Origin of the sequence: Salipiger bermudensis HTCC2601, from assembly GCF_000153725.1 — a bacterium.
In the GTDB taxonomy this organism is placed as follows: domain Bacteria; phylum Pseudomonadota; class Alphaproteobacteria; order Rhodobacterales; family Rhodobacteraceae; genus Salipiger; species Salipiger bermudensis.
The window spans coordinates 3,598,060-3,618,566 of record NZ_DS022276.1; the positions used below are offsets into that span (position 1 = coordinate 3,598,060).

At 66.8% G+C, this 20,507-nt stretch carries 20 protein-coding genes; 8 read left to right on the forward strand and 12 right to left on the reverse strand.

Annotation, left to right across the window (positions count from 1 at the left end; all coding sequences use genetic code 11):
* Position 1: 1 nt before the first annotated feature.
* The 7 genes from bamA to frr form a co-directional block, all read right to left on the reverse strand.
* Entirely contained in the window at positions 2–2,365 is a 2,364-nt protein-coding gene (gene bamA / locus R2601_RS17015) for an outer membrane protein assembly factor BamA (protein WP_040544851.1), read from the reverse strand.
* A gap of 80 nt (positions 2,366–2,445) precedes the next feature.
* The gene (locus tag R2601_RS27580) at positions 2,446–2,571 is read right to left on the reverse strand and encodes a hypothetical protein (RefSeq protein WP_007800539.1); all 126 of its coding nucleotides are present in this window, start codon (positions 2,569–2,571) and stop codon (positions 2,446–2,448) included.
* A gap of 120 nt (positions 2,572–2,691) precedes the next feature.
* Positions 2,692–4,035 (reverse strand): RIP metalloprotease RseP, encoded by a 1,344-nt coding sequence (gene rseP, locus R2601_RS17020; protein WP_007800540.1) that lies wholly within the window; start codon positions 4,033–4,035, stop codon positions 2,692–2,694.
* A gap of 5 nt (positions 4,036–4,040) precedes the next feature.
* Positions 4,041–5,213: a 1-deoxy-D-xylulose-5-phosphate reductoisomerase gene (dxr, locus tag R2601_RS17025; protein ID WP_007800541.1), complete on the reverse strand. Its 1,173-nt coding sequence runs from the start codon at positions 5,211–5,213 to the stop codon at positions 4,041–4,043.
* Positions 5,210–5,998, reverse strand: a complete 789-nt coding sequence (locus tag R2601_RS17030) for a phosphatidate cytidylyltransferase (RefSeq protein WP_007800542.1) — start codon at positions 5,996–5,998, stop codon at positions 5,210–5,212. Before R2601_RS17030 ends, dxr begins: the two co-directional genes overlap by 4 nt.
* Positions 5,995–6,720, reverse strand: coding sequence for a polyprenyl diphosphate synthase (uppS, locus tag R2601_RS17035; RefSeq protein ID WP_007800543.1), 726 nt, complete (start codon positions 6,718–6,720; stop codon positions 5,995–5,997). Before uppS ends, R2601_RS17030 begins: the two co-directional genes overlap by 4 nt.
* Before the next feature lie 40 nt (positions 6,721–6,760).
* On the reverse strand, positions 6,761–7,324 hold the full coding sequence (gene frr / locus R2601_RS17040) for a ribosome recycling factor (RefSeq protein ID WP_007800545.1): 564 nt from the start codon (positions 7,322–7,324) through the stop codon (positions 6,761–6,763).
* 172 nt (positions 7,325–7,496) lie between these two features.
* Between frr and R2601_RS17045 the strand changes: the two genes are divergently transcribed.
* Positions 7,497–8,159 carry a potassium channel family protein gene (locus R2601_RS17045; RefSeq protein WP_040544855.1) on the forward strand — a complete coding sequence of 221 codons (663 nt, stop codon included), beginning with the start codon at positions 7,497–7,499 and terminating at the stop codon, positions 8,157–8,159.
* Between the two features lie 5 nt (positions 8,160–8,164).
* Positions 8,165–9,520, forward strand: coding sequence for a TrkH family potassium uptake protein (locus R2601_RS17050; RefSeq protein WP_007800549.1), 1,356 nt, complete (start codon positions 8,165–8,167; stop codon positions 9,518–9,520).
* Positions 9,521–9,743: 223 nt separating this feature from the next.
* Here the strand turns inward: R2601_RS17050 and pyrH are convergent, their stop codons facing one another.
* A complete protein-coding gene (gene pyrH / locus R2601_RS17055; protein ID WP_007800550.1) occupies positions 9,744–10,469 on the reverse strand; it encodes a UMP kinase in 726 nt (241 codons plus the stop codon).
* An 89-nt stretch (positions 10,470–10,558) separates the two neighbouring features.
* Here pyrH and miaA point away from each other — a divergent pair, with 89 nt between their 5' ends.
* The 3 genes from miaA (at position 10,559) to R2601_RS17070 (ending at position 14,063) form a co-directional block, all read left to right on the forward strand.
* Entirely contained in the window at positions 10,559–11,473 is a 915-nt protein-coding gene (miaA, locus tag R2601_RS17060) for a tRNA (adenosine(37)-N6)-dimethylallyltransferase MiaA (protein ID WP_007800551.1), read from the forward strand.
* The gene (locus R2601_RS17065; protein WP_040544857.1) at positions 11,470–12,285 is read left to right on the forward strand and encodes a helix-turn-helix transcriptional regulator; all 816 of its coding nucleotides are present in this window, start codon (positions 11,470–11,472) and stop codon (positions 12,283–12,285) included. Before miaA ends, R2601_RS17065 begins: the two co-directional genes overlap by 4 nt.
* 92 nt (positions 12,286–12,377) lie before the next feature.
* Positions 12,378–14,063: an ABC transporter substrate-binding protein gene (locus R2601_RS17070; protein WP_007800553.1), complete on the forward strand. Its 1,686-nt coding sequence runs from the start codon at positions 12,378–12,380 to the stop codon at positions 14,061–14,063.
* 13 nt (positions 14,064–14,076) lie between these two features.
* Here R2601_RS17070 and R2601_RS17075 read toward each other — a convergent pair whose 3' ends face one another.
* On the reverse strand, positions 14,077–15,225 hold the full coding sequence (locus R2601_RS17075; RefSeq protein WP_007800554.1) for a cytochrome-c peroxidase: 1,149 nt from the start codon (positions 15,223–15,225) through the stop codon (positions 14,077–14,079).
* Between the two features lie 103 nt (positions 15,226–15,328).
* Positions 15,329–15,946, reverse strand: coding sequence for a lytic transglycosylase domain-containing protein (locus tag R2601_RS17080; RefSeq protein WP_040544859.1), 618 nt, complete (start codon positions 15,944–15,946; stop codon positions 15,329–15,331).
* Between the two features lie 307 nt (positions 15,947–16,253).
* On the opposite strand from R2601_RS17080, the gene ssb reads away from it, so the two are divergent.
* Positions 16,254–16,769 (forward strand): single-stranded DNA-binding protein, encoded by a 516-nt coding sequence (gene ssb, locus R2601_RS17085; protein ID WP_007800556.1) that lies wholly within the window; start codon positions 16,254–16,256, stop codon positions 16,767–16,769.
* Positions 16,770–17,125: 356 nt separating this feature from the next.
* Here the strand turns inward: ssb and R2601_RS17090 are convergent, their stop codons facing one another.
* Together R2601_RS17090 and R2601_RS17095 are read right to left on the reverse strand one after the other, a co-directional pair.
* A complete protein-coding gene (locus R2601_RS17090; protein ID WP_040544861.1) occupies positions 17,126–18,238 on the reverse strand; it encodes a Ppx/GppA phosphatase family protein in 1,113 nt (370 codons plus the stop codon).
* Positions 18,239–18,270: 32 nt separating this feature from the next.
* The gene (locus R2601_RS17095; RefSeq protein ID WP_311135716.1) at positions 18,271–19,020 is read right to left on the reverse strand and encodes a sulfotransferase family 2 domain-containing protein; all 750 of its coding nucleotides are present in this window, start codon (positions 19,018–19,020) and stop codon (positions 18,271–18,273) included.
* A 203-nt stretch (positions 19,021–19,223) separates the two neighbouring features.
* Here R2601_RS17095 and R2601_RS17100 point away from each other — a divergent pair, with 203 nt between their 5' ends.
* Positions 19,224–19,538: a virulence factor gene (locus R2601_RS17100; RefSeq protein WP_007800561.1), complete on the forward strand. Its 315-nt coding sequence runs from the start codon at positions 19,224–19,226 to the stop codon at positions 19,536–19,538.
* Between the two features lie 32 nt (positions 19,539–19,570).
* Entirely contained in the window at positions 19,571–20,494 is a 924-nt protein-coding gene (locus R2601_RS17105; protein WP_007800563.1) for a methylenetetrahydrofolate reductase, read from the forward strand.
* The last annotated feature ends 13 nt before the right edge of the window (positions 20,495–20,507 follow it).

Consider the following 20,507-nt stretch of genomic DNA (forward strand, 5'->3'; position numbering starts at 1 on the left):
CTCAGAACTCTGTCGAGACGGTCAGGCTGAAGTTCTGTTCGCGGTCCTCGTCTTCCTTGACCAGGGGACGCGAGAAGTTCAGCCGGAGCGGCCCGAGCGCGGAGTCCCAGAACACCGAGAAGCCGATCACGTGACGCAGGCTGAAATCCTCGTAGAGGATGTCGTTCGTTGTCGTCGACGTGGTCGCGTCATCAAGCCCCCAGACCGATCCCATGTCGTAGAACAGGCCGCCGGTGATGCCGTATTCATCCGGCAGACCGATGGGGAATTCCGCTTCGAGCCGCATCACGGCGAAGTAGTTGCCGCCCAGCGAGTCGTCCACGTCCTCTGCGTCGTTGAATTCCCGCGGCCCGATGCCGCCGTACTCAAAGCCACGGAGCGTGGAGTCGTTCAGACGGAAGCGGTCGGTGACTCGGCTGCGGCCGCTGGTGTAGTTCAGCGCCCCGGCCTCGAAGGTGGCCCTCAGGGTGACTTCCTCGTTCCAGACGCGTTGCTGCGCAACGGCACGGAGGTTGGTCTCAATAAAGCTGGTATCGCCGCCGAGCCCGCCGAAATCCTGCCCGAACTCAAGCAGAACACCGGCGTTCGGATCAAGGCCGTCGCGCCGTGTGTCCCAGCTGAACGTGTAGCCGAGGCTGCTGTCCCAGCGCTCGCCGAGGTCTTCCTCGGCGCGGATGATCTGGCCGGCATCGCCGTCGTCGGTGTTGAGGATGTCGCTGTATTCCAGCGTGTAGCGCAGGCTGAGACGGCCGAAATCAGAAACCGGGAAGCCGATGCTCGGACGGAAGACGCCGCGGCCGGTGTCGAACTCGGCATATTCCTGCTCGGTCGCGGAGTAGCTGGCGCCGAGGCCAAAGGTCAGGTCACGGCCGAGGAAGCGCGGCTCGACGAAGTTGAACGAGTAGTTGTTGTTGGTCGAGGCGGTGCTGACCCCGGCGGACAGACGCTGCCCGCGGCCAAGGAAGTTGCGTTCGCTGAAGGACAGCGACAGGCCCAGACCGTTCGAGGTCGAGTAGGAGCCGCCGAAACCGATCGAGCCGGTCGGCTGTTCCTCGACGTTGACGTCGATGATCACCTGCTGCGGCGTGGTGCCTTCGCGGGCATTCACATCCGCCTCGGAGAAAAATCCCAGCGCGCGGATGCGCTCGGCGGATTGGCGGATGGCGCGCGGATTGAACGGATCGCCTTCGACCGTGTCGAACTGCCGCCGCACGACGCGGTCGAGCGTGGTCGTGTTGCCCTCGATGTCGATGCGCTCGACGAAGATTCGCTCGCCGCGGGTCATCTCGAAGGCCACGTCGAGGGTCTGGGTGCGATCGTTGCGGGTGATGCGCGGATTGACCCGCACAAAGGTCAGCCCTTCCTGCACGCCGAGCCGCTCGAGACGCGCAATCTCGTTCTCGATCGTGGACGGAGAGTAGGTCTGGCCCGACTTCATCTTGATGGCGTCGCGGAACAGCAGGGTATCGACCTCGGGCAGATCGGACTGCACGCTGATCTCGCCGATATCGAACTGCTGCCCTTCCTCGATGTTGAAGGTCACGAAATACGCGTCGCGCTCCGAGGCCAGCTCGGTATTCACACCGGTGATGCGGAAGTCGACATAGCCGCGCGAGGCGTAGAAATCCTGCAGCAGCTGGCGGTCGAACTCGATCCGGTCGGCGATGAAGGTGTCCGCAGTGATGATCGCGCGCAGCAGGCCAGCCTGCTTGGTCTCGAGCACGCGGCGCAGACGGCGGTCGCTGAACTCGGTGTTGCCGACAAAGGAGATGCGCTCGACCTCGGTGACGCCGCCTTCGAAGATCTCGTAGACCAGATCAACGCGGTTGTCCGAACGCCGGATCAGCTTGGGCGTCACCCGTGCTGCGATGCGACCCTGCTGGGTGTAGGCCTCGGCAATGGCATTGGCGTCCTGCTCGGCGGCACTCGGGCTGTAGACCCGGCGCGGCTGCGTGGCGACGATGGCCGCGAGATCCTCGTCCTTGATCCGGCGGTTGCCTTCAAAGGCGATGCGGTTGATCGTCGGATATTCGGTGACGCGGATCACCAGCGTGTTGCCCTGCGGCACGATCTCGACCGTCTCGAACAGGCCGGAGGCGACGATCCGCTGATACGCCGCGTTCAGCTCGCCGCCCGAAACCTGTGCCCCGCGCGCGATGCCCGCATAGCTGAGGATGGTGCCGGCCTCGATCCGCTGGTTGCCCTCGATCGAGACGTTGCTGAAAGAGAAGGTCTGGGCTTGGGACGGCACCGGGAGCGCCGTGAAAGCCACTGATATTGCGACAGAAAGCGCCGCTAGCGAGCTGCCAATTTTAAGATTGCGCGCGCCACGCAGGAGGCTGGCCCCTGAAAGCCCTTGGGTCATCCTTCAATCCACTCCGCCTTTATTTTTCAACGTGAGTATCGGGATTGAAGTACCTTGTCAAAAGCCGAAACGGCCCGTTTTCAGAGCGATCCCAGAAAGGCGCCCAAATACAACGCGCCCGCAATCGCGAGGACGCTGAGAACGCGATCCAGGTTGATCATGACGAGCAGGCCGAGGCCGCGATATCCGGTTTGAAGCGTGTGCATGGTGGTCCAGCCGGTTTCCAGAAATTGGTTTCCGAACCGTTCCTAGCCCCCCATTGCGGCTGTTTTGCGGCATAGCCCGCACGAAAACGCGGCGTCGGTTTCCGTGCGGGAGACTGTCCCTCAGGGACAGAAGAGATCGTTGGTCAGCGCAAAGGTCATCAGCGACAGAATCAGGACCAGGCCGATGGACATCAGCACGTTCAGCGCCTTGTCCGAAGGCGGCTTGCCGGTCACCGCTTCCCAGGCGTGGAACACGAGGTGGCCGCCGTCGAGCACCGGCACCGGGAACAGGTTCAGCAGGCCCACCGCAGTAGACAGCACCGCGATGAAGGTGATGAAGCTCTGGCCGCCCTGGCTCGCCATCGCGCCACTGGTCTGGGCGATGCCGATCGGCCCCGACAGGTTGCACGACGAGATGTTGCCGATCACCATGTTCCACAGCCCCGAGAGCGAGCCCGAGATGATGTTGCCGGTGCGCTCCACGCCACCGAGGAAGGCATCGACCGGGCCGATCATGCTGGTCGCCGGCTCGAAGGCCAGACCGCCGACGATGCCGATGCGATAGACGGTGTGATAGCCCCCCTCGGGCAGCGGCTCGTCGGTGCGCTTGGGAGTCATCTCGAGTTCGAGCGTCTCGCCCTCGCGCCACACCGTCAGAGCAAGCGGAGCACCCTCGGAGCCCTCGACCTTTTGCTTCAGCTGCTCGAAGGCGAAAGCGGGTTCGCCGTCGATGTTGAGGATAATGTCCCCCGGCTCGAGCCCGGCCTCGTTTGCAGCGGAGCGCGGCACGATTTGGGTCGCCAGCGGCGGATAGACGTACGGCCCGTCGACCTCGAGCTGCTGGCCGTCGCGCGAGACGGTATAGGGCAGCACCGGCTCGTGCGGGAGGCCCTGCATGAAAGTCTCGAAGCCCTCGGCATCGTCGAAGGACGGCATCGGCGCACCGTTGATGGCGAGGATCTCGTCGCCCTCGCGCAATTCCTGCGCCACCGGCAGCGCCCGCAGATCCCCCACGGTGAAGGGCTCGGTCACCCTGCCCTGCACCATGAAGAGCCCGGTAAAAATCAGGATCGTCAGTGCGAAGTTGAACACCGGACCGGCGGCCACGGTTGCGGCCCGGGCCCAGAGCGGTGCGCCGTTCATGGTCCGCCGGCGCTCGGCCTCGGACATGTGCGCGAGGCTGTCGAGATCGGCCCCGCCGCTGGCATTGGCGTCACCCTTGAACTTGACGTAGCCGCCGAAGGGCAGCGCGGCGATCTGCCACTTGGTGCCGCGCTTGTCGTAGCGGGAGTAGATCACAGGCCCGAAGCCGAGCGAGAACACATCCGCATCGATCCCGGACCAGCGCCCGACGATGTAATGGCCGTATTCATGGATGGCCACGATCACCGAAAGCGCCACGACGAAGGCGACGAGCGTATATATCACGCCTCCGAATTGCGGGATCAGCTGCGCTAGGTCCAAAAGCTCTACCTCTCACTTATTTTCATTATCTCGTCCGCGGTCCTACGGGCGAGATGGTCAGCCGCAAGCACGTTATCAAGATCGATACGGGCCGCAATAAGGCCACTTTGGGCAGACACACGCTGAAGTGTTTCCTCGACCACCTCGGCCATCTGCTGGAAACCGATGCGCTTTGCGATGAAGGCGTCGAGGGCGCGCTCCTTGGCGGCGTTGAACACCGCGCCCGAAAGCCCACCCGCCTGCATCACCTCGCGCGCCAGACGCAGCGCCGGCCACCGGATCTCGCAGGCCTCGCGGAACGTGAACTGCCCCATCTTGACCAGATCGAGCCGCTCGACCGGCAGCGCCAGCCGACGCGGATGGTGCAGCGCGAAGCCGATGGCATGGCGCATGTCGGGCGGACCCACATGCGCCATCAGCGCGCCGTCGTTGAAACCGACCAGCGCATGGATCATCGATTCAGGGTGCACCAGCACCTCGATGAGCCCCGGGTCGATGTCGAAGAATTCCTTGGTCTCGATCAGCTCGAGCGCCTTGTTGAACATCGAGGCGCTGTCGATGGTGATGCGCTGCCCCATGTCCCAGTTGGGATGGGTCGCGGCCTGCTCGGGCGTCGCCGTCGCCAGCTTCTCGAGCGGCCAGTCGCGAAAGGCGCCGCCGCTGGCGGTGATGATCACCCGCTCGACGGCGCTCAGATCCTCGCCGATCAGCGCCTGGAACACCGCCGAATGCTCGCTGTCCACCGGCAGCACCGCGCCGCCATGGGCGCGCGCCGTCTGCATCACCAGCGGGCCCGCGCAGACCATGCTTTCCTTGTTGGCAAGCGCCAGAGACGCACCCTGCTCGAGTGCGGCCAGCCCGGGCGGCAGCCCCGCCGCGCCGACGATGGCCGACATCACCCAATCGGCCGGGCGGTGTGCCGCCTCGACCAGCGCGGTCTCACCAGCCGCGGCTTCGACACCGCTGCCCGCCAGCCGCTCGCGCAGTTCAGGCAGCAGCGACGGATCGGCGGTAACGGCAATTTCGGCCTTCAGCGCGCGGGCGTCCTCGGCCAGCTGCGCGATATTGCGCCCGCCGCTCAGTGCCACCACGTGGTAGGCCTCGGGGTCGCGCTTGATCAGGTCGATGGTGTTCTGCCCGATGGAGCCGGTGGCTCCGAAAATCGAGATCCGTCTCATTCAAGCCCCGGCGGAAAGTCCACGATCTGGCCCGCGATCAGCAGGAACAGCGCCGCGCCCAGCATCCCGTCGAAGCGATCGAGAAGGCCGCCATGGCCCGGCAGCAGGTTCGAGCTGTCCTTAACCCCGGCCCGGCGCTTGATCGTGCTCTCGGCCATGTCGCCGATCTGGCTCGCCATCGAGATCGCGATGGAGATGCCCATGAGGCCAAGCCCGGCATGGGTGGTGCCGGCAAAGATCAGCCCGACGACCGCTGCGCCGACCCAGCCGGCGATGGCGCCGGACCAGGTCTTCTTGGGGCTGACACGCGGCCAGAGCTTCGGCCCGCCGATCGAGCGCCCGGCGAAGTAGCCGCCGATATCGGTGATCACCACGACGCAGACCAGCCAGAGCATCCAGATCAGCCCGAAATCGCTGCGCAGCTTCATAAATCCGTAACCCGCGAGCAATATCATCGCGGTGAAGACGGCAAAGGTCACGCCGCCGCGCTCCATCCGACCGAACCCCGCCATCGACGGCAGCAGCAGCAGCGGCAACGCGAAGGCAGGCGGCAGGTAGGGCGTGGCCAGGGCGCAGAGCCCCGCCAGAACGCCGAGGATGTTGGCAGACTTGTCGCGCGCAGTGTCGACCATGCGCACAAGCTCCCAGACCATGATGCCGCAGGCGAGCGAGATGAAGGCCCGCCAGGCGATCCCGCCGATCCACACCGCGGCCAGCGCCAAGGCAATCAGCACCGCCGCCGAGAGCACCCGGGGCTTGAGGTCGGTCCATCTTGAGCTGGTCATGCCTTCACGCCTCCGTAACGGCGTTCGCGTGAGCCGTAGGCACTCACCAGAGAGCCGAACTCATCGGCGCTGAAATCGGGCCAGAGCGTGTCGACGAACTCGTACTCCGCATAGGCCGATTGCCAGAGCAGGAAGTTCGAGATTCGCGCCTCGCCGCTGGTGCGGATCACCAGATCGGGATCGGGCAGCACGCAGGTATCGAGGTATTTCGGCAGCGTCTCCTCGTCGACGCTTGCCGGATCGAGCCGGCCCGCCGCGACGTCCTCGGCAAGGCGCTTGGTGGCGCGGGCCACCTCGTCACGGCCACCGTAGTTGATCGCGATGGTGAGGTTCACCCCGGTGCAACCGGCGGTCAGCTGCTCGAGCTCGTCCATGAGCGTCACCAGCTTGCTATCGAGTCGCACCCGATCACCGATGAAGCGCACCCGCACGTTCTCGCCCAGAAGCGAGCGCGCCTCCTTGGTGATGTAGCGCCGGAACAGGCTCATCAGGCCCGCGACCTCGGACTGGGTGCGTTTCCAGTTCTCGGTGGAGAAGGCGAAGATCGTCACGTAGCCCACGCCCAGATCCGGGCAGGCCTCGACGATCTCCCGGACACGCTTGGCCCCGGCATGGTGGCCAAAGAGCCGCGGACGACCCCGGCGCTGTGCCCAGCGACCGTTGCCGTCCATGATGATCGCCACATGACGCGGACCGGCGCCATCGCGGATCGGTTTGGGCATGTAAGGCCCCTCCCTTTGCCTCTGGCGCCGCCGGTCGGGCTCAGACCTGCATGATCTCTTCCTGCTTGGTCTCGAGCGACTGATCGACCTTCTTGATGTAGGCGTCGGTCAGCTCCTGAACCTCGGTCTCCCAGAACTTCTGGTCGTCTTCGGACATGCCGTCGGCCTTGGCCTTCTTGATCTGGTCCATGCCGTCGCGGCGCACGTTGCGCACCGCCACGCGGGCGTGCTCGGCATATTGGCCCGCAACCTTGCCCAGCTCGCGGCGGCGTTCCTCGTTGAGCTCGGGGATCGGCAGCATGATGATGGTGCCGTTCATCTGGGGGTTGATCCCAAGGCCCGACTCGCGGATCGCCTTCTCGACCTTGTTCACCAGGCCCTTGTCCCAGACATTGATGGTGACCATGCGCGGCTCGGGCACGTTCACCGTGCCGACCTGGTTGATCGGCGTCATCTGGCCATAGGCTTCGACCTGCACCGGCTCGAGCATCGAGGCCGAGGCGCGGCCGGTACGGAGCGATGCGAATTCGGTGCGCAGGTTCGCCATGGCGCCATCCATGCGGCGCTTCAGATCGTCGGTATCGAGTTCGAAATCTTCTGACATGTTGGTCTGCCCGCTCAGGTGTTTTTCGTTCCGACCGCTTTCTAAGGCAGGAAACCCCGGATGTATAGCGGTTTGCGGTGCGACCCCGGTGCTCGGTCCGGCTCTCTTGACTTGGCCACGACCCGGTGAAACCGTCCCGCGTCAGGACAGCGCCCATACGAAGGAGAGCCGCTTGCCTCGCTCCCACTCCACCTTTGTCGTGATCGGTCTCGGCGCCTTTGGCAGCACCGTCGCGCAGGAACTCGCCCGTTTCGGAAACCATGTCATGGGCGTCGATTCCGACGAGAAACTGGTCGCCCGGATGGCCGATACACTCACCGCCACGGCGATTCTCGACACCACCGACGAGACCGCCATGCGGGAGGCGGGAATCGACCAGTACGACGTGGCGCTCTGCGCCATCGGGTCCGACATCCAGTCGAGCATCCTGACCACGATGAACCTGCGGTTGCTCGGGCTCGACCGGATCTGGGTCAAGGCGGCCAACCGCACCCACCACCGGATCCTGTCGAAACTGGGCGCCGACCGGGTGATCCTGCCCGAGCAGGAGATGGGCCGCCACACGGCGCAGATGCTGAACAACCCGGCGATGAAGGACTATGTCAGCCTCGGCAATGGCTACAGCGTGGTCAACATCCTGCTGCCCGAGCGGCTCGACGGGGCGGCGATTTCGGATCTGACGCTCACTGAACGCCCCGACCTGCGGCTTCTGGGGGTGATGCGCGGCACCGAGTTCCGCGACTGCAGCAACCCGGCCGCGACCTTGCAGAAGGACGACCGGCTTCTGGTCCTGGGCAAGCGCGGAGACCTGCGGGCCTTCGGCGAAGAGCTCTGATCCCGGTGGCGTTCGGCCTCAGCGTCTCGCGGCAGCGCCTTGCGCGCCGGCTGCTGCATGTCTCGCCGCCGCTGAGCCTCGCGGCGCTCTATTTCGTCTTCACCGTGCTGGGGGCGCTGAGCTTCAAGCTGCCCGGCGCCACTCTGGTGCCGATGACATGGTCCGAGGCCTTCTTCACCGCCACGTCGGCGGTGACGGTGACCGGGCTGTCGGTCGTCGATCCGGTGGGCGCGTTCACCATGTTCGGCGAGGCGGTGCTGATGGTGCTGATCCAGCTCGGCGGCTTGGGTCTGATGACCTTCGCCGTGCTGGTGCTTGCTGCGCTGCGCGTGCCGGTTGGGCTCACAGGGCAGATCTACCTGCGCGAGGAACTGAACCAGAGCTCGCTCCACCGGCTGATGCGGCTGGTGAAGCGGATCTTCCAGGTGGTGCTGATCTGCGAGCTGCTGGGCGCGGCGCTCTTGGCAGTGAGCTTCGTGCCGATGCTGGGGCTCGGGCGCGGCCTCTGGGTGGCGCTGTTCCACTCGGTCTCGGCCTTCAACAATGCCGGTTTCTCGACCTTCTCCTCCGGCCTCGAGCCCTTCGCCGGCGACCCGGTGGTGAACGTCGTGATCCCGCTGCTCTTCATCGTCGGCGGCATCGGCTACGTGGTGATCGACGACATCGCCCGGCTGCGCCGCTGGTCGCGGTTCTCGCTCCACACCAAGATCATGCTGACCGGCAGCGCCGCGCTGATCCTCTGGGGCTGGGGCGCCTTCGCGGCGCTCGAATGGCACAACCCCGAGACGCTGGGGCAGTTCGACAGCCCGTGGCTGCGGATCATGGTAGCGTGGTTCCAGGGCGTAACGCCGCGCACCGCCGGCTTCAACACCGTCGACGTGGCCGGCATGCATGACAGCACCGCGCTGATGGTGATCTCGCTGATGCTGATCGGTGGCGGTCCGACCTCCACCGCGGGCGGAATCAAGGTGACCACCTTCGTGGTAATGTGCCTCGCCACCGTGGCCTTCTTCCAGCGCCGTACCCAGCTCAACGCCTTCGGACGCTCGATCGGCCTGCCGGAGGTGCTCAAGGTCATGGCGCTCACCGCGATCAGCGTGGTGCTGGTGTTCATCGGCGTGTTCATCCTGAGCGCCACCCAGGAGGGCCATTTCCTCGACGTCTGCTTCGAGGTCGCCTCGGCCTTCGGCACGGTCGGTCTGTCGCGCGGCTTCACCGGAGAGCTGACCGAACCGGGACGCGTGGTCATCATGGCGATCATGTTCATCGGCCGCGTGGGCCCTTTGACGCTGGGCTATTTCCTCGCCACCCGCTCAGTCCCCCGGGTCCGCTTTCCCGAGGGCCGGATCCATCTGGGGTGAACGATTGCGCCGCGCCCTGTCCCGGCGCGGCCCTTCCCGGCAGGCGCGGCGGGGGGCCAGCCCCCTCTTGGCGCCGTGCGCCAATTCACCCCCGAGGTATTTTTGAACCAAAGAAGCCAGAAGCGCTGCGCCCCTGGCTTCTCTTCGTCAAAAATACTCCCGCCGGAGGCGTCCGGCCGTGCCGCCGGTGCCGCGCTCGGAGCGAGGGCACGGCAGACAAGCGTCAGCCGCTGACCCGGGTATAGGTGCCCTGCCCGGCAAGGATGCCGCGGAAGCCGCCCGGCTCGTCGAGCGAGAAGACGATGATCGGCAGGCTGTTGTCGCGGGCCAGCGCAATGGCCGAGGCGTCCATCACCTTGAGGTTCTTCACCAGCACGTCGTCATAGCTGACATTGTCGTAGCGCACCGCGTCGTCGTGCTTGACCGGATCCTTATCGTAGACGCCGTCGACCTTGGTGCCCTTGAAGATCGCCTCGCAGGCCATCTCGTTGGCGCGCAGCGTGGCGGCGGTGTCGGTGGTGAAGTAGGGGTTGCCGGTGCCGGCCGCGAAGATGCACACCCGCTTCTTCTCGAGGTGGCGCACGGCGCGGCGGCGGATATAGGGCTCGGCGACCTCGTCCATGCGGATGGCCGAGATCACCCGGGTGAACACCCCCAACTCCTCGAGCGCCGACTGCATCGCAAGCGCGTTCATCACCGTGGCGAGCATCCCCATGTAGTCGGCGGTGGTGCGTTCCATGCCCTGAGCCGAGCCCGCAAGGCCGCGGAAGATGTTGCCGCCGCCGATCACCATGCAGATCTCGACGCCCATGTCGTGCACGCTCTTCACCTCGCGGGCGATGCGCTCGACGGTCGGCGGGTTCAGGCCGTAGCCCTGCTCTCCCATCAACGCCTCCCCGGAGATTTTCAGCAGGACGCGTTTGAAGGTGGTCTGCGGTGCCTCGGCCATGTTGAACTCCGTCGCTGAGAGGGGATAGGATCGGCGCCATATGTGGCGGAAAACCGGCGCCGCTGCAATGGCGCAGGATAGGGGAACACATGGTGAGCGAGGCCGGCCTGGCAGACAGACTTGCGCGTCTCGCGCCGGACCCGGAGCGCCCGGTCCTGATCGCCGGACCGACCGCCAGCGGCAAGTCCGCGCTGGCGCTGGAGATCGCTGCCCGGCAGGGTGGGGTCATCGTCAACGCCGATGCGATCCAGGTGTTTTCCGACTGGCGGGTGCTGACCGCAAGGCCGTCTCTTGAAGAAGAGGCGCAGGCCCCGCACCGGCTCTATGGTCACATCCCGGGCGCCCAAGCCTATTCGGTGGGCGAATGGCTGAGGGATCTGGCGCCGATTCTCGGGGGCGCCGAACGGCCGATCATCGTCGGCGGCACCGGTCTCTACTTCACCGCCCTGACCGAGGGGCTGGCCGAGATCCCGGCGACACCGCCGGAGATTCGCGCCGAGGCCATGGCGCGGCTGGCAGCTGGCGCGCTTGCGGCGATGGTAGCCGAGCTCGACCCAGAGACCCGCGCCCGCATCGACACCATGAACCCCATGCGGGTGCAGCGCGCCTGGGAGGTCCTGCGCGCCACAGGTCGCGGACTTGCCGACTGGCAGGACGAGACCCCTGCCCCGATGCTGCCGCTCGAACGCTGCCAGCCGATCCTCTTCGACGCGCCCAAGGACTGGCTCACCCCGCGCATCGAGTCGCGGTTCGACAAGATGATCCGCGAAGGCGCGCTCATTGAGGCCCGCGCCAACCTCGCCACCTGGTCACCCGACCTGCCCTCGGCCAAGGCGATCGGTGCCGCCGAGCTGATGGCGCATCTGCGCGGTGAGATCTCTCTCGGGGAGGCCGCGCACCGGGCCACCGTCCTCACGCGCCAGTTTGCCAAGCGCCAGCGCAGCTGGTTCCGCGCGCGGATGCGCGACTGGCCGCAGATCGCCCCCGCCGGGGCCGGCGCATGAGCGCCGCTGCCGCGGGGACCGCGCCCGTCCGGGTCGCGTCTTTGGGGCAGCAACCCGGCTGGCAGTACCGCCTGCTGCATGACCGCCCCGAGCACACGCTGATCTGGCTCACCCGCGGACAGGGCCGCGCCACCGTCGAGGGCCTGCGGCGCGGGCTCGGGCCGCACAATGCGCTGTTCATCCCGGCGGGCACGCTCTTCGCGCTCGAGCCGGGGCTGCAGAGCCTCGGGCTGGTGCTGCATAGCCCCGTCGGTGGCGATCTCTGGCCCGGGGCGCCGTGGCACCTGCGCATCCGCGAAGGCGCCGCACAGGCGGAGCTCACCGCCCTGCTTGATGCGATGATGCGCGAACAGAGCCAGCAGCGCGGGCACTTGGCTCAGGCCCTTGGCGCCCATGCCAGCCTCGTCTCCGTCTGGCTGCACCGTCAGGGCGAAGCCGCGCCGCAGGACGATGGCAAGCCCAACGCGGCGCGGCGGCTGATGCGGCTCTATGCCTGCGCGCTCAGCGCCGGCTTCCGCAGCGACCGGGGCGTATCGGACTATGCCGCCGCGCTCGGTGTGACGCCCACGCACCTGACGCGCACCGCGCGCGCTGCCTGCGACCGAACCGCCGCGACGATGCTGGCCGAGCGCAAGCTGCACGAGGCGCAGCGGCTGCTGGCCCAGCCGGACCCGCCGGTGAACCGCATCGCCGAGAGCCTTGGCTTCCACAGCGCGCCCTATTTCACCCGCTTCATCCGCAGCCATACCGGCCACTCTCCGACCGAGATCCGCCGTGGCCGGCACGGCGCCCGCCCCGGGCTGCGTCACTAGCCGTCTGATGCGGGAAAATCCTTGCCCCTGCGGGCGGATATGGGGTTTGATCTGCGGCGAAGGACTCTGCCGCGCGGCAGGAAAGGACCGACATGACCAAGACCGGTGAGCCCCGGGCGACGCATCCCGCGGCACAGCTTTACGCGCGAGAGCTGGCGCAGGGCCTGATCGGCCGGCGCGAGTTCCTGACCCGCGTCACGGGGCTCGGTCTCGGCGTCGGTGCCGCCTATGCGCTGGGCGGTCTGGGCACGCCCGCCCAGGCCCAGGAACCACCGCAAGGCGCCGGAGAGGCGTTGCCCGGCCTGCGCATCCAGATGGAGGTGCGGCCGCTCAAGGACCCCCGCACCGCCGACTGGTCCGAGATCACCAACATCACCCGCGGCTGGCTGGAATACCTCGTCGAGTACAATCGCGACGGCTCGGTCCGCGGCATGTTGCTCGAGGGCTGGGACGTCAACGACGACGCCACCGAATACGTGCTGCACGTCCGCCCCGGCGTGACATGGACCACCGGCGAGCCCTTCACCGCCTCGGACGTGGTACGCCTTTTCCATTACTGGTGCGACCGCGAGATCGAGGGCAATTCGATGGCGGGCCGTCTCACCACGTTGGTGGATCGCGAGACCGGCAAGCTTCACGAGGGCGCCGTGACCGAGCTCGACCCGCTCACCGTCCGCCTCGCGCTGCCGATGCCCGACGTGGCGCTGATCGTCGGGCTCGCCGACTACCCCGCCGCCGTGGTTCACGCCAGCCACGACCCCGAAGAGATGCTCTCGGCCCCCGTGGGCACAGGGCCCTACCTGCCCGCAAGCCTGGTCCCGGGCGAGCGGGCGGTGCTGGTCCGCAACCGCGATCACGACTGGTGGGGCGATCGCGCCGAAGGCTTCGGCGGTGCCACGCTCGAACGCATCGAGTTCCTCGATTACGGCACCGACCCGGCCGCCTGGCTCGCCGCCGCAGAGGCCGGCGAGGTCGACATGCTCTACGAGAATATCGGCGATTTCATCGCTCTCGGCGATGCGCTCGGCTGGGAGCGCTCGCAGGTGGTGACCGGCTCCACCGTGGTGCTGCGCGGCAACCAGACGGCGCTCGTCGAGGGCAAGGCGCCCTATGCAGACCAGCGCGTGCGACGGGCGCTGCAACTCGCCATCGACAACGCTTTCTGCCTTGAATACGGCCATTCCGACCTCGGCGTGGTGGCCGAGAACCACCATGTCGCGCCGGTCCATCCCGACTACGCCGATGTGGGCCACACGCCCTATGACCCCGAGGCCGCCGTGGCCCTGCTCGAAGAGGCCGGAATGCTGGATTTCGAGCACGATCTCGTCACGCTCGATGACGGCCTGACCATGCGCACCGGAGACGCGGCCGAGGCCCTGCTCAAGGATGCGGGGATCAAGGTCACCCGAACGGTCCTGCCCGGCTCGCGCTTCTGGAGCGAGTGGAAGAGCTATCCGCTGTCGATCACCGAGTGGAACCACCGCCCTTTGGGCATCCAGGTGCTGGCGCTGGCCTATCGCTCGGGTGAATCGTGGAACGAAACCGGCTATGCCAATCCCGAGTTCGACGCTCTGGTGGCGGAGGCGCTGGCCATCGCCGACAACGCGGCGCGGCGCGACGTCATGGCCCGGATCGAGCGGCTGTTGCAGGACGATGCGGTGATCGTGCAGCCCTACTGGCGCTCGCTCTACCGCCACTATCGTCCGGGCGTCATCGGGGCCGAGATGCATCCCTCTTTCGAGATCCACCTCTACAAGCTCGGCCTCTCGCAGGGCTGAGCGCGCCTCTTCCCTATTCCCCCAGAAGGTGCTCGTAGCGCTGATCCGTCAGCGTCTCGAGAAAGGCCACCAGCGCGTCGATGCGCTGGTCCTCGAGCGCCGGCCCATGGGTCAGCTCGTCCATCGCGATGTTCTCGGCCACTTCCGGCGGCCCGAACGGCGCGCCAGTCTCGGGGTTGATCTTCCGCGCCTCGGACCGCGTGTTGTAGGTGTTGTAGAACAGGATGACCGTGCGCAGATCCTCGAAGACGCCGTTGTGCATGTAGGGCGCCGTCACCGCGACATTGCGCAGCGTCGGTGTGCGATAGCGGCCCTCGCTGTCGGCGGCCGCCTCGACCCCCGGATTGCCATGCAGCCCGAGATCGGCGGTGGTGATGCCGTTCATCGCCCGCAGATCGCTGTTCTCGGGCACACCGATATTGTGGAAACGGTAATCCGAGAAAGTCTCCTCCGGGTCCACGGCGCTGCGGCGCAGCTGGTGGCACTGGTTGCAGTTGGTGAATTGCTGCGAGAAGAACAGCAGCCGCCCCAGCTCCTCCTGCCGGGTCAGTTCGGCCTCGCCGCGCAGGAAGCGGTCATATTTCGAGTCGAACGGCGCGAATTCCGGCCCGCGCTCAAAGGCGGCGATGGCGCGGGTCATGGCCTCGTATCCGGCCTTCGGCGCGTCGAGAACCCCGGCCCCGAAGAGCTTCGGGAAGGCCTGAGCATAGATCGGATCCCCGCGCAGACGCGCCACCACGGCGGCCTCGTCGGCCATGCCCATCTCGACCGGGTTCAGCGGCGGGCCGCCAGCCTGCGCCTCGAGCGTGCCGGCGCGGCCGTCATGGAACAGCCCGCCCCACCACTCACCCTCCTCGTTCTTTCCGAAGGGCGGCACGAAGGCGGCATAGGTCGCGGTCGGTGCGTTGCGATCGCCGAGCGAGCTGCCATCGTCACCGGGCGACGCCGCGCCGCGCGGATCGGCAAAGGCATAGGCCGGATCGTGACAGGTGGCGCAGCTCTGGGTGCGGTTCCGCGACAGGTTGGGATCGAAGAACAGCGCCTCGCCAAGCGCCTCGAGACTGTCCGGGACGTCCGGCGGCGTGGCGCGCAGGGCGCTGGCAGCAAGGCCCGCCGCGAGCGCGGCGGCAACGGTCAGGCTGAGGATCGGGGCGGTCTTCATCGGGCGCATCCACTGAGCACGAGACAATGGTCCCGTGCCTAGACCCAAGCGCCGGAGAGGTCAATTCCCGAGCATTTCCCTAGGACAAGATGTCCCGGTCCGCTCAGCTGCCCCAGATAATCTTCACGTAATTCCGGGTTTCGCGGTAGGGCGGCACCCCGCCATGTTTCTCGACCGCACCGGGGCCGGCATTGTAGGCCGCCAGCGCCAGCCGCCATGAGCCGAAGGTGACGAATTGCTGCTTGAGATAGCGCGCCCCGCCCTCGAGGTTCTGCGCCGGGTCGTGCGGGTTCACCCCGAGCCGCTTGGCGGTGAAGGGCATGAGTTGCGCGAGGCCGATGGCGCCCTTGTGCGACAGCGCCTTCGGATTGAAGTTCGACTCTTGCTTCACCAGCCGCAGGAACAGGTCTTCGGGCACGCCGTGACGGCGCGCGGCGGTGCGCGCCATGTCGGCATACTGACCGTTGTAGCGCCCGCGATAGACCGGCGTGCTGTCCTCGTCGCCGCCCATCGGGCCCCATTTTGTCGGGGTGATCACCGAGGCCGGCTTGAGCCGCACCGAGCTGCGGTATTGCTCCGCCGCACGGTTGTCGAGCACGGAGGTCTGCTTGCGAAACAGCATGTTCCGGTTCTTGGTCGAAATGGTCTCGGCCTGGACGGCCGTGGCGGAAATGGCGGCGCAAAGCAGCGCCGGCAACGCCTTACGTGGCAGTACTCGCATGAACCACCCTGTTCTGTCCCAATGTCCACGGGGGCGACGTTGCGCCCCTCAAATCCCGCGCCGACTATACGGATCACGCAGGATTTCGCTACCCCTGCGACCGCCGGCGCGCAGGTTCCCGCCAATCTTTCGTTAACCAATCCCGAACGGTTCATTAACCGTGGCCGGTGTATCAGGCACTGTTCCCGGCGGGCGGGCGCGCGCCGGGGTTTTCCACAACGATCCGGTGGCATGGTGCGGCATGGCTGTGTAAGGCTCCTTGAAACCCCTCCGGGGGAGAAGAATCGGAACAACGCGTGAGGATGACATGGCCGGCTCAGTGAACAAGGTGATCCTGGTGGGCAATCTCGGGGCCGATCCCGAGACCCGCACCTTCCAGAACGGCGGCAAGGTGTGCAACCTGCGGATCGCCACCTCGGAGAACTGGAAGGACCGCAACACCGGCGAGCGCCGCGAGCGCACCGAGTGGCACTCGGTCGCGATCTTCTCGGAACCGCTGGCGCGGATCGCCGAGCAGTATCTGCGCAAGGGCTCGAAGGTCTATCTCGAAGGCCAGCTCGAGACCCGCAAATGGCAGGACCAGTCCGGCCAGGATCGCTACTCGACCGAGGTCGTGCTGCGCCCCTATCGCGGCGAGCTGACCCTGCTCGACAGCCGCCAAGGTGGCGGCGGCGGCGGTGACTTCGGCGGTTCCGGCGGCGGCTACGGTGGTGGCGGCGGCGGTGGCGGCTATGGCGGTGGCCGCGACGATTACGGCAGCGGCTCGGGCGGCGGCGGTGGCCGTGCTCCCTCGCGCGATCTCGACGACGAGATCCCGTTCTAAGATCGCGCCACTGGCGGATTTGAGAAGGCCCGGTGCTCCTCGGAGCGCCGGGCTTTTTTCAGGCGCGGCAAGATCGAGCCGACGCGCCAAAATCTGCGATACGAGCCGGGCCGGCGCCTGCCCGTGGGGTGGCGCTTGCCGCCTCCGAGGTCGTCGATGTATCCCCGCCAAGTCCGGACGACCTCAATCCAGAGCGCAAAGATGACAAAGCGCCAGCCCGCCGGGACGGGCAGGCGCTCGCCCGGCGCCTTCGGCCTGTTCCGGGCAGATCAGCGCGGGGATCGGAACCCGAAAGTCGTCGAGGTCAGGAGCGCCGCTCCACAGGCAGACGCCTGCCGCCTAGAAGCTCAGCGGCCTCAGAGCGGCCCGTCCTCCAGCACCCCATCGGCAGACATCTGTGCGTAGAGCAGCCCTTCGCGCAGACCACGGTCGGCGACCGACAGGCGATCGGTGGGCCACAGCCGCAGCAGCGCCTGCAGGATCGCCGCACCCGACATGATCAGCGCCTGCCGGTCCTGCCCGATGCGCGGATCGCGGCGGCGGCCAGCCGGGCCCATCTCAAGATATCGTCCGATCACGGCCTCGATCTGATCCGAGGTCATGCGCAGGCCGTCGACCTTCGTCCGGTCGTACCGCCGCAGCCCCAGATGCGAGGCCGCCACCGTGGTCACCGTGCCGGAGGTGCCGACGATCTGGAAACCTTCGCGCGACTGGGCATCCTTGTAGGGCGCGAACTCCGAGAGGTTCTCCTCGAAATACCAGCTCATTAAAGCATAGCGCGCGGCGTCATCCTCGACGTCGTTGAACTGGTCGCGCAGCGTCGCCACCCCCAGCGGCACCGAGATCCAGTCGACCACCTTGGCCGCGGGAAACGGGCTCTCGGGCGGGTGGAAGCCGGCATGCAGCCGCATGATCGCCGCCGGCCGGTCGCGCCGCGGCACCGAGGAAAGGTCGATCCACACCAACTCGGTCGAGCCGCCGCCGATATCCACGACCAGAAGCTGCTCGGTGCGGGTCGAAACCAGCGGCGCGCAGGAGATCACCGCGAGACGCGCCTCTTCCTCGGGCTGGATGATCTCGAGCTGCAGACCCGTCTCGCGCCGAACCTGCCGGATGAACTCGCGCGCATTCTGCGCCCGGCGGCAGGCCTCGGTGGCGACCAGCCGCATACGTTCGACCTTGTGGCGCTTGATCTTCTGCTGGCAGACGCGGATCGCCCCGATGGTGCGATTCATCGAGGCACGCGAAAGCCGCCCCGTCCGCTCGAGCCCCTGCCCGAGCTGGACGGATTTGGAGAAGCTGTCGACCACATGGAACTGGCTGCCCTTGGGTTGGGCAATCAGCATGCGGCAACTGTTCGTGCCCAGATCCAGAGCGGCATAAAGCGCACTAGGATCAGGCGGTTGCGGCGCGGGGCTCTCTACCGGTCTCGGGAAAGCGCCCGCACCTTTGGGACGCCTTGGCGCCATGACTGTGCGCCTTTCCGAATTTTAAGTTGGCGTCACGATACGCGGCGCGCGGTTCCCGTGCAAGCGCGATGCAGGCGCGGACCAAAGGGATTTTCATAGAACTCGGCCAGATAGCCGTATTCCTCTTCGAGATGGTCGCGCAGCACCGAGCGCGTCTCGGGCGCGAGATCGTCAGGCCCCAGCCGCGTCTCGCTGCGGTTCTCGCGCGCGATGGTCACGCGGCAGCCGGTGCGCTCGGCCAGTTCCTCTCCGAACAGCGCGAGTTCGGAGGTGCGGTAGATCCGGTCGTAGCGCCCGAGATCCGGCCCGAGGAAAAGCCACGCGGGCAGCGCGTGGTGCTTGATCACCGAGGCTGCCTCGACATAGGCGCGCAGGTTCTGAAAGAAGAAGTCCGGATCGGGATCCATCGGCAGGTCAACCCTGCCGCGCAGGATCTTGCGGCAATTGTGCAGCTCGCGCATGCCGACCACCCGGTTGGTGTAGACCGAGAGCAGCCGTTTGAGCGGATCGCGCACCACGCAAAAGCGCCACCAGTCGTCATACGCCTTCCAGCGGTGCGGGCGGAAGCGCATGGTCGGGTAGAGCCGGTGCCAGGTCATCACGTCCGCGGCTTCGCCCTCGGGCACGGCCGTGTCGGGATCGACCTGCGCCAGCGCGGCCTTCACGGTGGAGCAGCCCGCCTTGGGCAGCGCCATGTAGGCAATCCTGTGCGCTTTCACCGCGATGACCATCGCTTTCCCTACCCTTCGTAGCCGCAGGCAGCTGCGCCCGCGCGCCGACATCACAGCAAGCCTGCCGTAAAAGCGCAGCAAAAATATGTCAAAAGGATAGTTTTTGGAGGTCCACCCGCCTTCTGGTTGCAACCCTGACCGAACGGGCGACCGACCCGACGTCGCACACGGGACGGTGAGTGTCGAAAACCGACCCCGGCGCAGCAGGCGGCGCCGCTAAACAAAAAGGAACAGGAGGAAGGGAATCGCCCGACATGCCCGAGATCACCATCGTCTACTGGCGCGACATCCCGGCGCAGGTGCTTGTGGGCCGCGGTCGCCGCGGCGCCAAGGCGCCGCTGCCGGAGCGCTTCGAGCAGGCGATCGACCGGGCCGCGATGAAGGTGGGCGCGTCCGACACCGATGCCTATCTCGCCGAGTGGCGGCGCGCCTCCGGTGGCGAGGCTGATGGCGAGCCGCAGGCGCTGGCCGAGGCCACCGCCGCCCGCCTCGAGCATGATTACGACGATGCCCGTCTTCGGGCCCTGATCGCCAATGACGGCTGGGCCCCCGGCCCGGCAACCCCCTGACGCCCCCCCTGATGACCCTAAGGAGCCGCTGGATGTCCCTACTGAATTTCCGCAAGCCCAAGGCCACTCCCCCGACCACGGGGCTCGGCGGATTTCTGAGGGGCTATTCCATCGAGGTGATGCCGCGCACCGCCGCCAAGGTCGAGGATTTCCGCGCCCTTCTGCCCGAGGGCACCCGCGTCTACATCGCCCATATCGACGGCACCCCCATCGAGGACATGGTCGCCACCGCCCGCCGCATCGCCGGCGAAGGCTTCGACGTCATGCCGCATTTCCCGTCCCGCATCATCGCCGACAGGGCCACGCTGGCCGATTGGATCGCCCGCTATCAGGGCGAGGCCGGCATCACGCAAGGCCTGATCCTCGCCGGCGGTGTCTCCGAGCCGAAGGGCGATTTCCACAGCTCGATGCAGCTGCTCGAGACCGGGCTCTTCGACAAGGCCGGCTTCACCCGCCTGCACGTGGCGGGCCACCCCGAGGGCAACCGCGACATCGACGCCGATGGTGGCGAGGCCGAGGTCATGGCCGCCGCGCGCTGGAAGCAGGACTTCTCCGAGCGCAGCGACGCGCGGATGGCGATGGTCACGCAGTTCGCCTTCGAGGCGGAGCCGATCCTCGACTGGGCCAGCCGGCTGCGCGCAAACGGTGTCGACCTGCCGATCCATATCGGCCTTGCCGGCCCGGCCAAGCTGCAGACCATGATCAAGTTCGCCATCGCCTGCGGCGTCGGCCCGTCGCTGCGGGTCCTGCAAAAGCGCGCGCTCGACGTCAGCAAGCTTCTGCTGCCCTACGAGCCCACCGAGCTCACCGCCGAGCTGGCCGCGCGCAAGGCCGCCGATCCCGGCTTTCCCATCGAACAGGCGCATCTCTTTCCGCTCGGCGGCATCAAGACCTGCGCCGAGTGGGCCGCGACCCACGGCGGCGAGGCCACGCGCCCCGCTCGACGCGCGATCTGAGACGCTGTATCGG

What these genes read in the sequence shown, in the direction of transcription:
- bamA (WP_040544851.1), bottom strand. Translation starts at nt 2,365, where the DNA reads ATGACCCAAGGGCTTTCAGGGGCCAGCCTCCTGCGTGGCGCGCGCAAT.
- R2601_RS27580 (WP_007800539.1), bottom strand. Translation starts at nt 2,571, where the DNA reads ATGCACACGCTTCAAACCGGATATCGCGGCCTCGGCCTGCTCGTCATG.
- dxr (WP_007800541.1), bottom strand. Translation starts at nt 5,213, where the DNA reads ATGAGACGGATCTCGATTTTCGGAGCCACCGGCTCCATCGGGCAGAAC.
- R2601_RS17030 (WP_007800542.1), bottom strand. Translation starts at nt 5,998, where the DNA reads ATGACCAGCTCAAGATGGACCGACCTCAAGCCCCGGGTGCTCTCGGCG.
- uppS (WP_007800543.1), bottom strand. Translation starts at nt 6,720, where the DNA reads ATGCCCAAACCGATCCGCGATGGCGCCGGTCCGCGTCATGTGGCGATC.
- frr (WP_007800545.1), bottom strand. Translation starts at nt 7,324, where the DNA reads ATGTCAGAAGATTTCGAACTCGATACCGACGATCTGAAGCGCCGCATG.
- pyrH (WP_007800550.1), bottom strand. Translation starts at nt 10,469, where the DNA reads ATGGCCGAGGCACCGCAGACCACCTTCAAACGCGTCCTGCTGAAAATC.
- miaA (WP_007800551.1), top strand. Translation starts at nt 10,559, where the DNA reads ATGGTGAGCGAGGCCGGCCTGGCAGACAGACTTGCGCGTCTCGCGCCG.
- R2601_RS17065 (WP_040544857.1), top strand. Translation starts at nt 11,470, where the DNA reads ATGAGCGCCGCTGCCGCGGGGACCGCGCCCGTCCGGGTCGCGTCTTTG.
- R2601_RS17070 (WP_007800553.1), top strand. Translation starts at nt 12,378, where the DNA reads ATGACCAAGACCGGTGAGCCCCGGGCGACGCATCCCGCGGCACAGCTT.
- R2601_RS17075 (WP_007800554.1), bottom strand. Translation starts at nt 15,225, where the DNA reads ATGAAGACCGCCCCGATCCTCAGCCTGACCGTTGCCGCCGCGCTCGCG.
- R2601_RS17080 (WP_040544859.1), bottom strand. Translation starts at nt 15,946, where the DNA reads ATGCGAGTACTGCCACGTAAGGCGTTGCCGGCGCTGCTTTGCGCCGCC.
- ssb (WP_007800556.1), top strand. Translation starts at nt 16,254, where the DNA reads ATGGCCGGCTCAGTGAACAAGGTGATCCTGGTGGGCAATCTCGGGGCC.
- R2601_RS17090 (WP_040544861.1), bottom strand. Translation starts at nt 18,238, where the DNA reads ATGGCGCCAAGGCGTCCCAAAGGTGCGGGCGCTTTCCCGAGACCGGTA.
- R2601_RS17095 (WP_311135716.1), bottom strand. Translation starts at nt 19,020, where the DNA reads ATGTCGGCGCGCGGGCGCAGCTGCCTGCGGCTACGAAGGGTAGGGAAA.
- R2601_RS17100 (WP_007800561.1), top strand. Translation starts at nt 19,224, where the DNA reads ATGCCCGAGATCACCATCGTCTACTGGCGCGACATCCCGGCGCAGGTG.
- R2601_RS17105 (WP_007800563.1), top strand. Translation starts at nt 19,571, where the DNA reads ATGTCCCTACTGAATTTCCGCAAGCCCAAGGCCACTCCCCCGACCACG.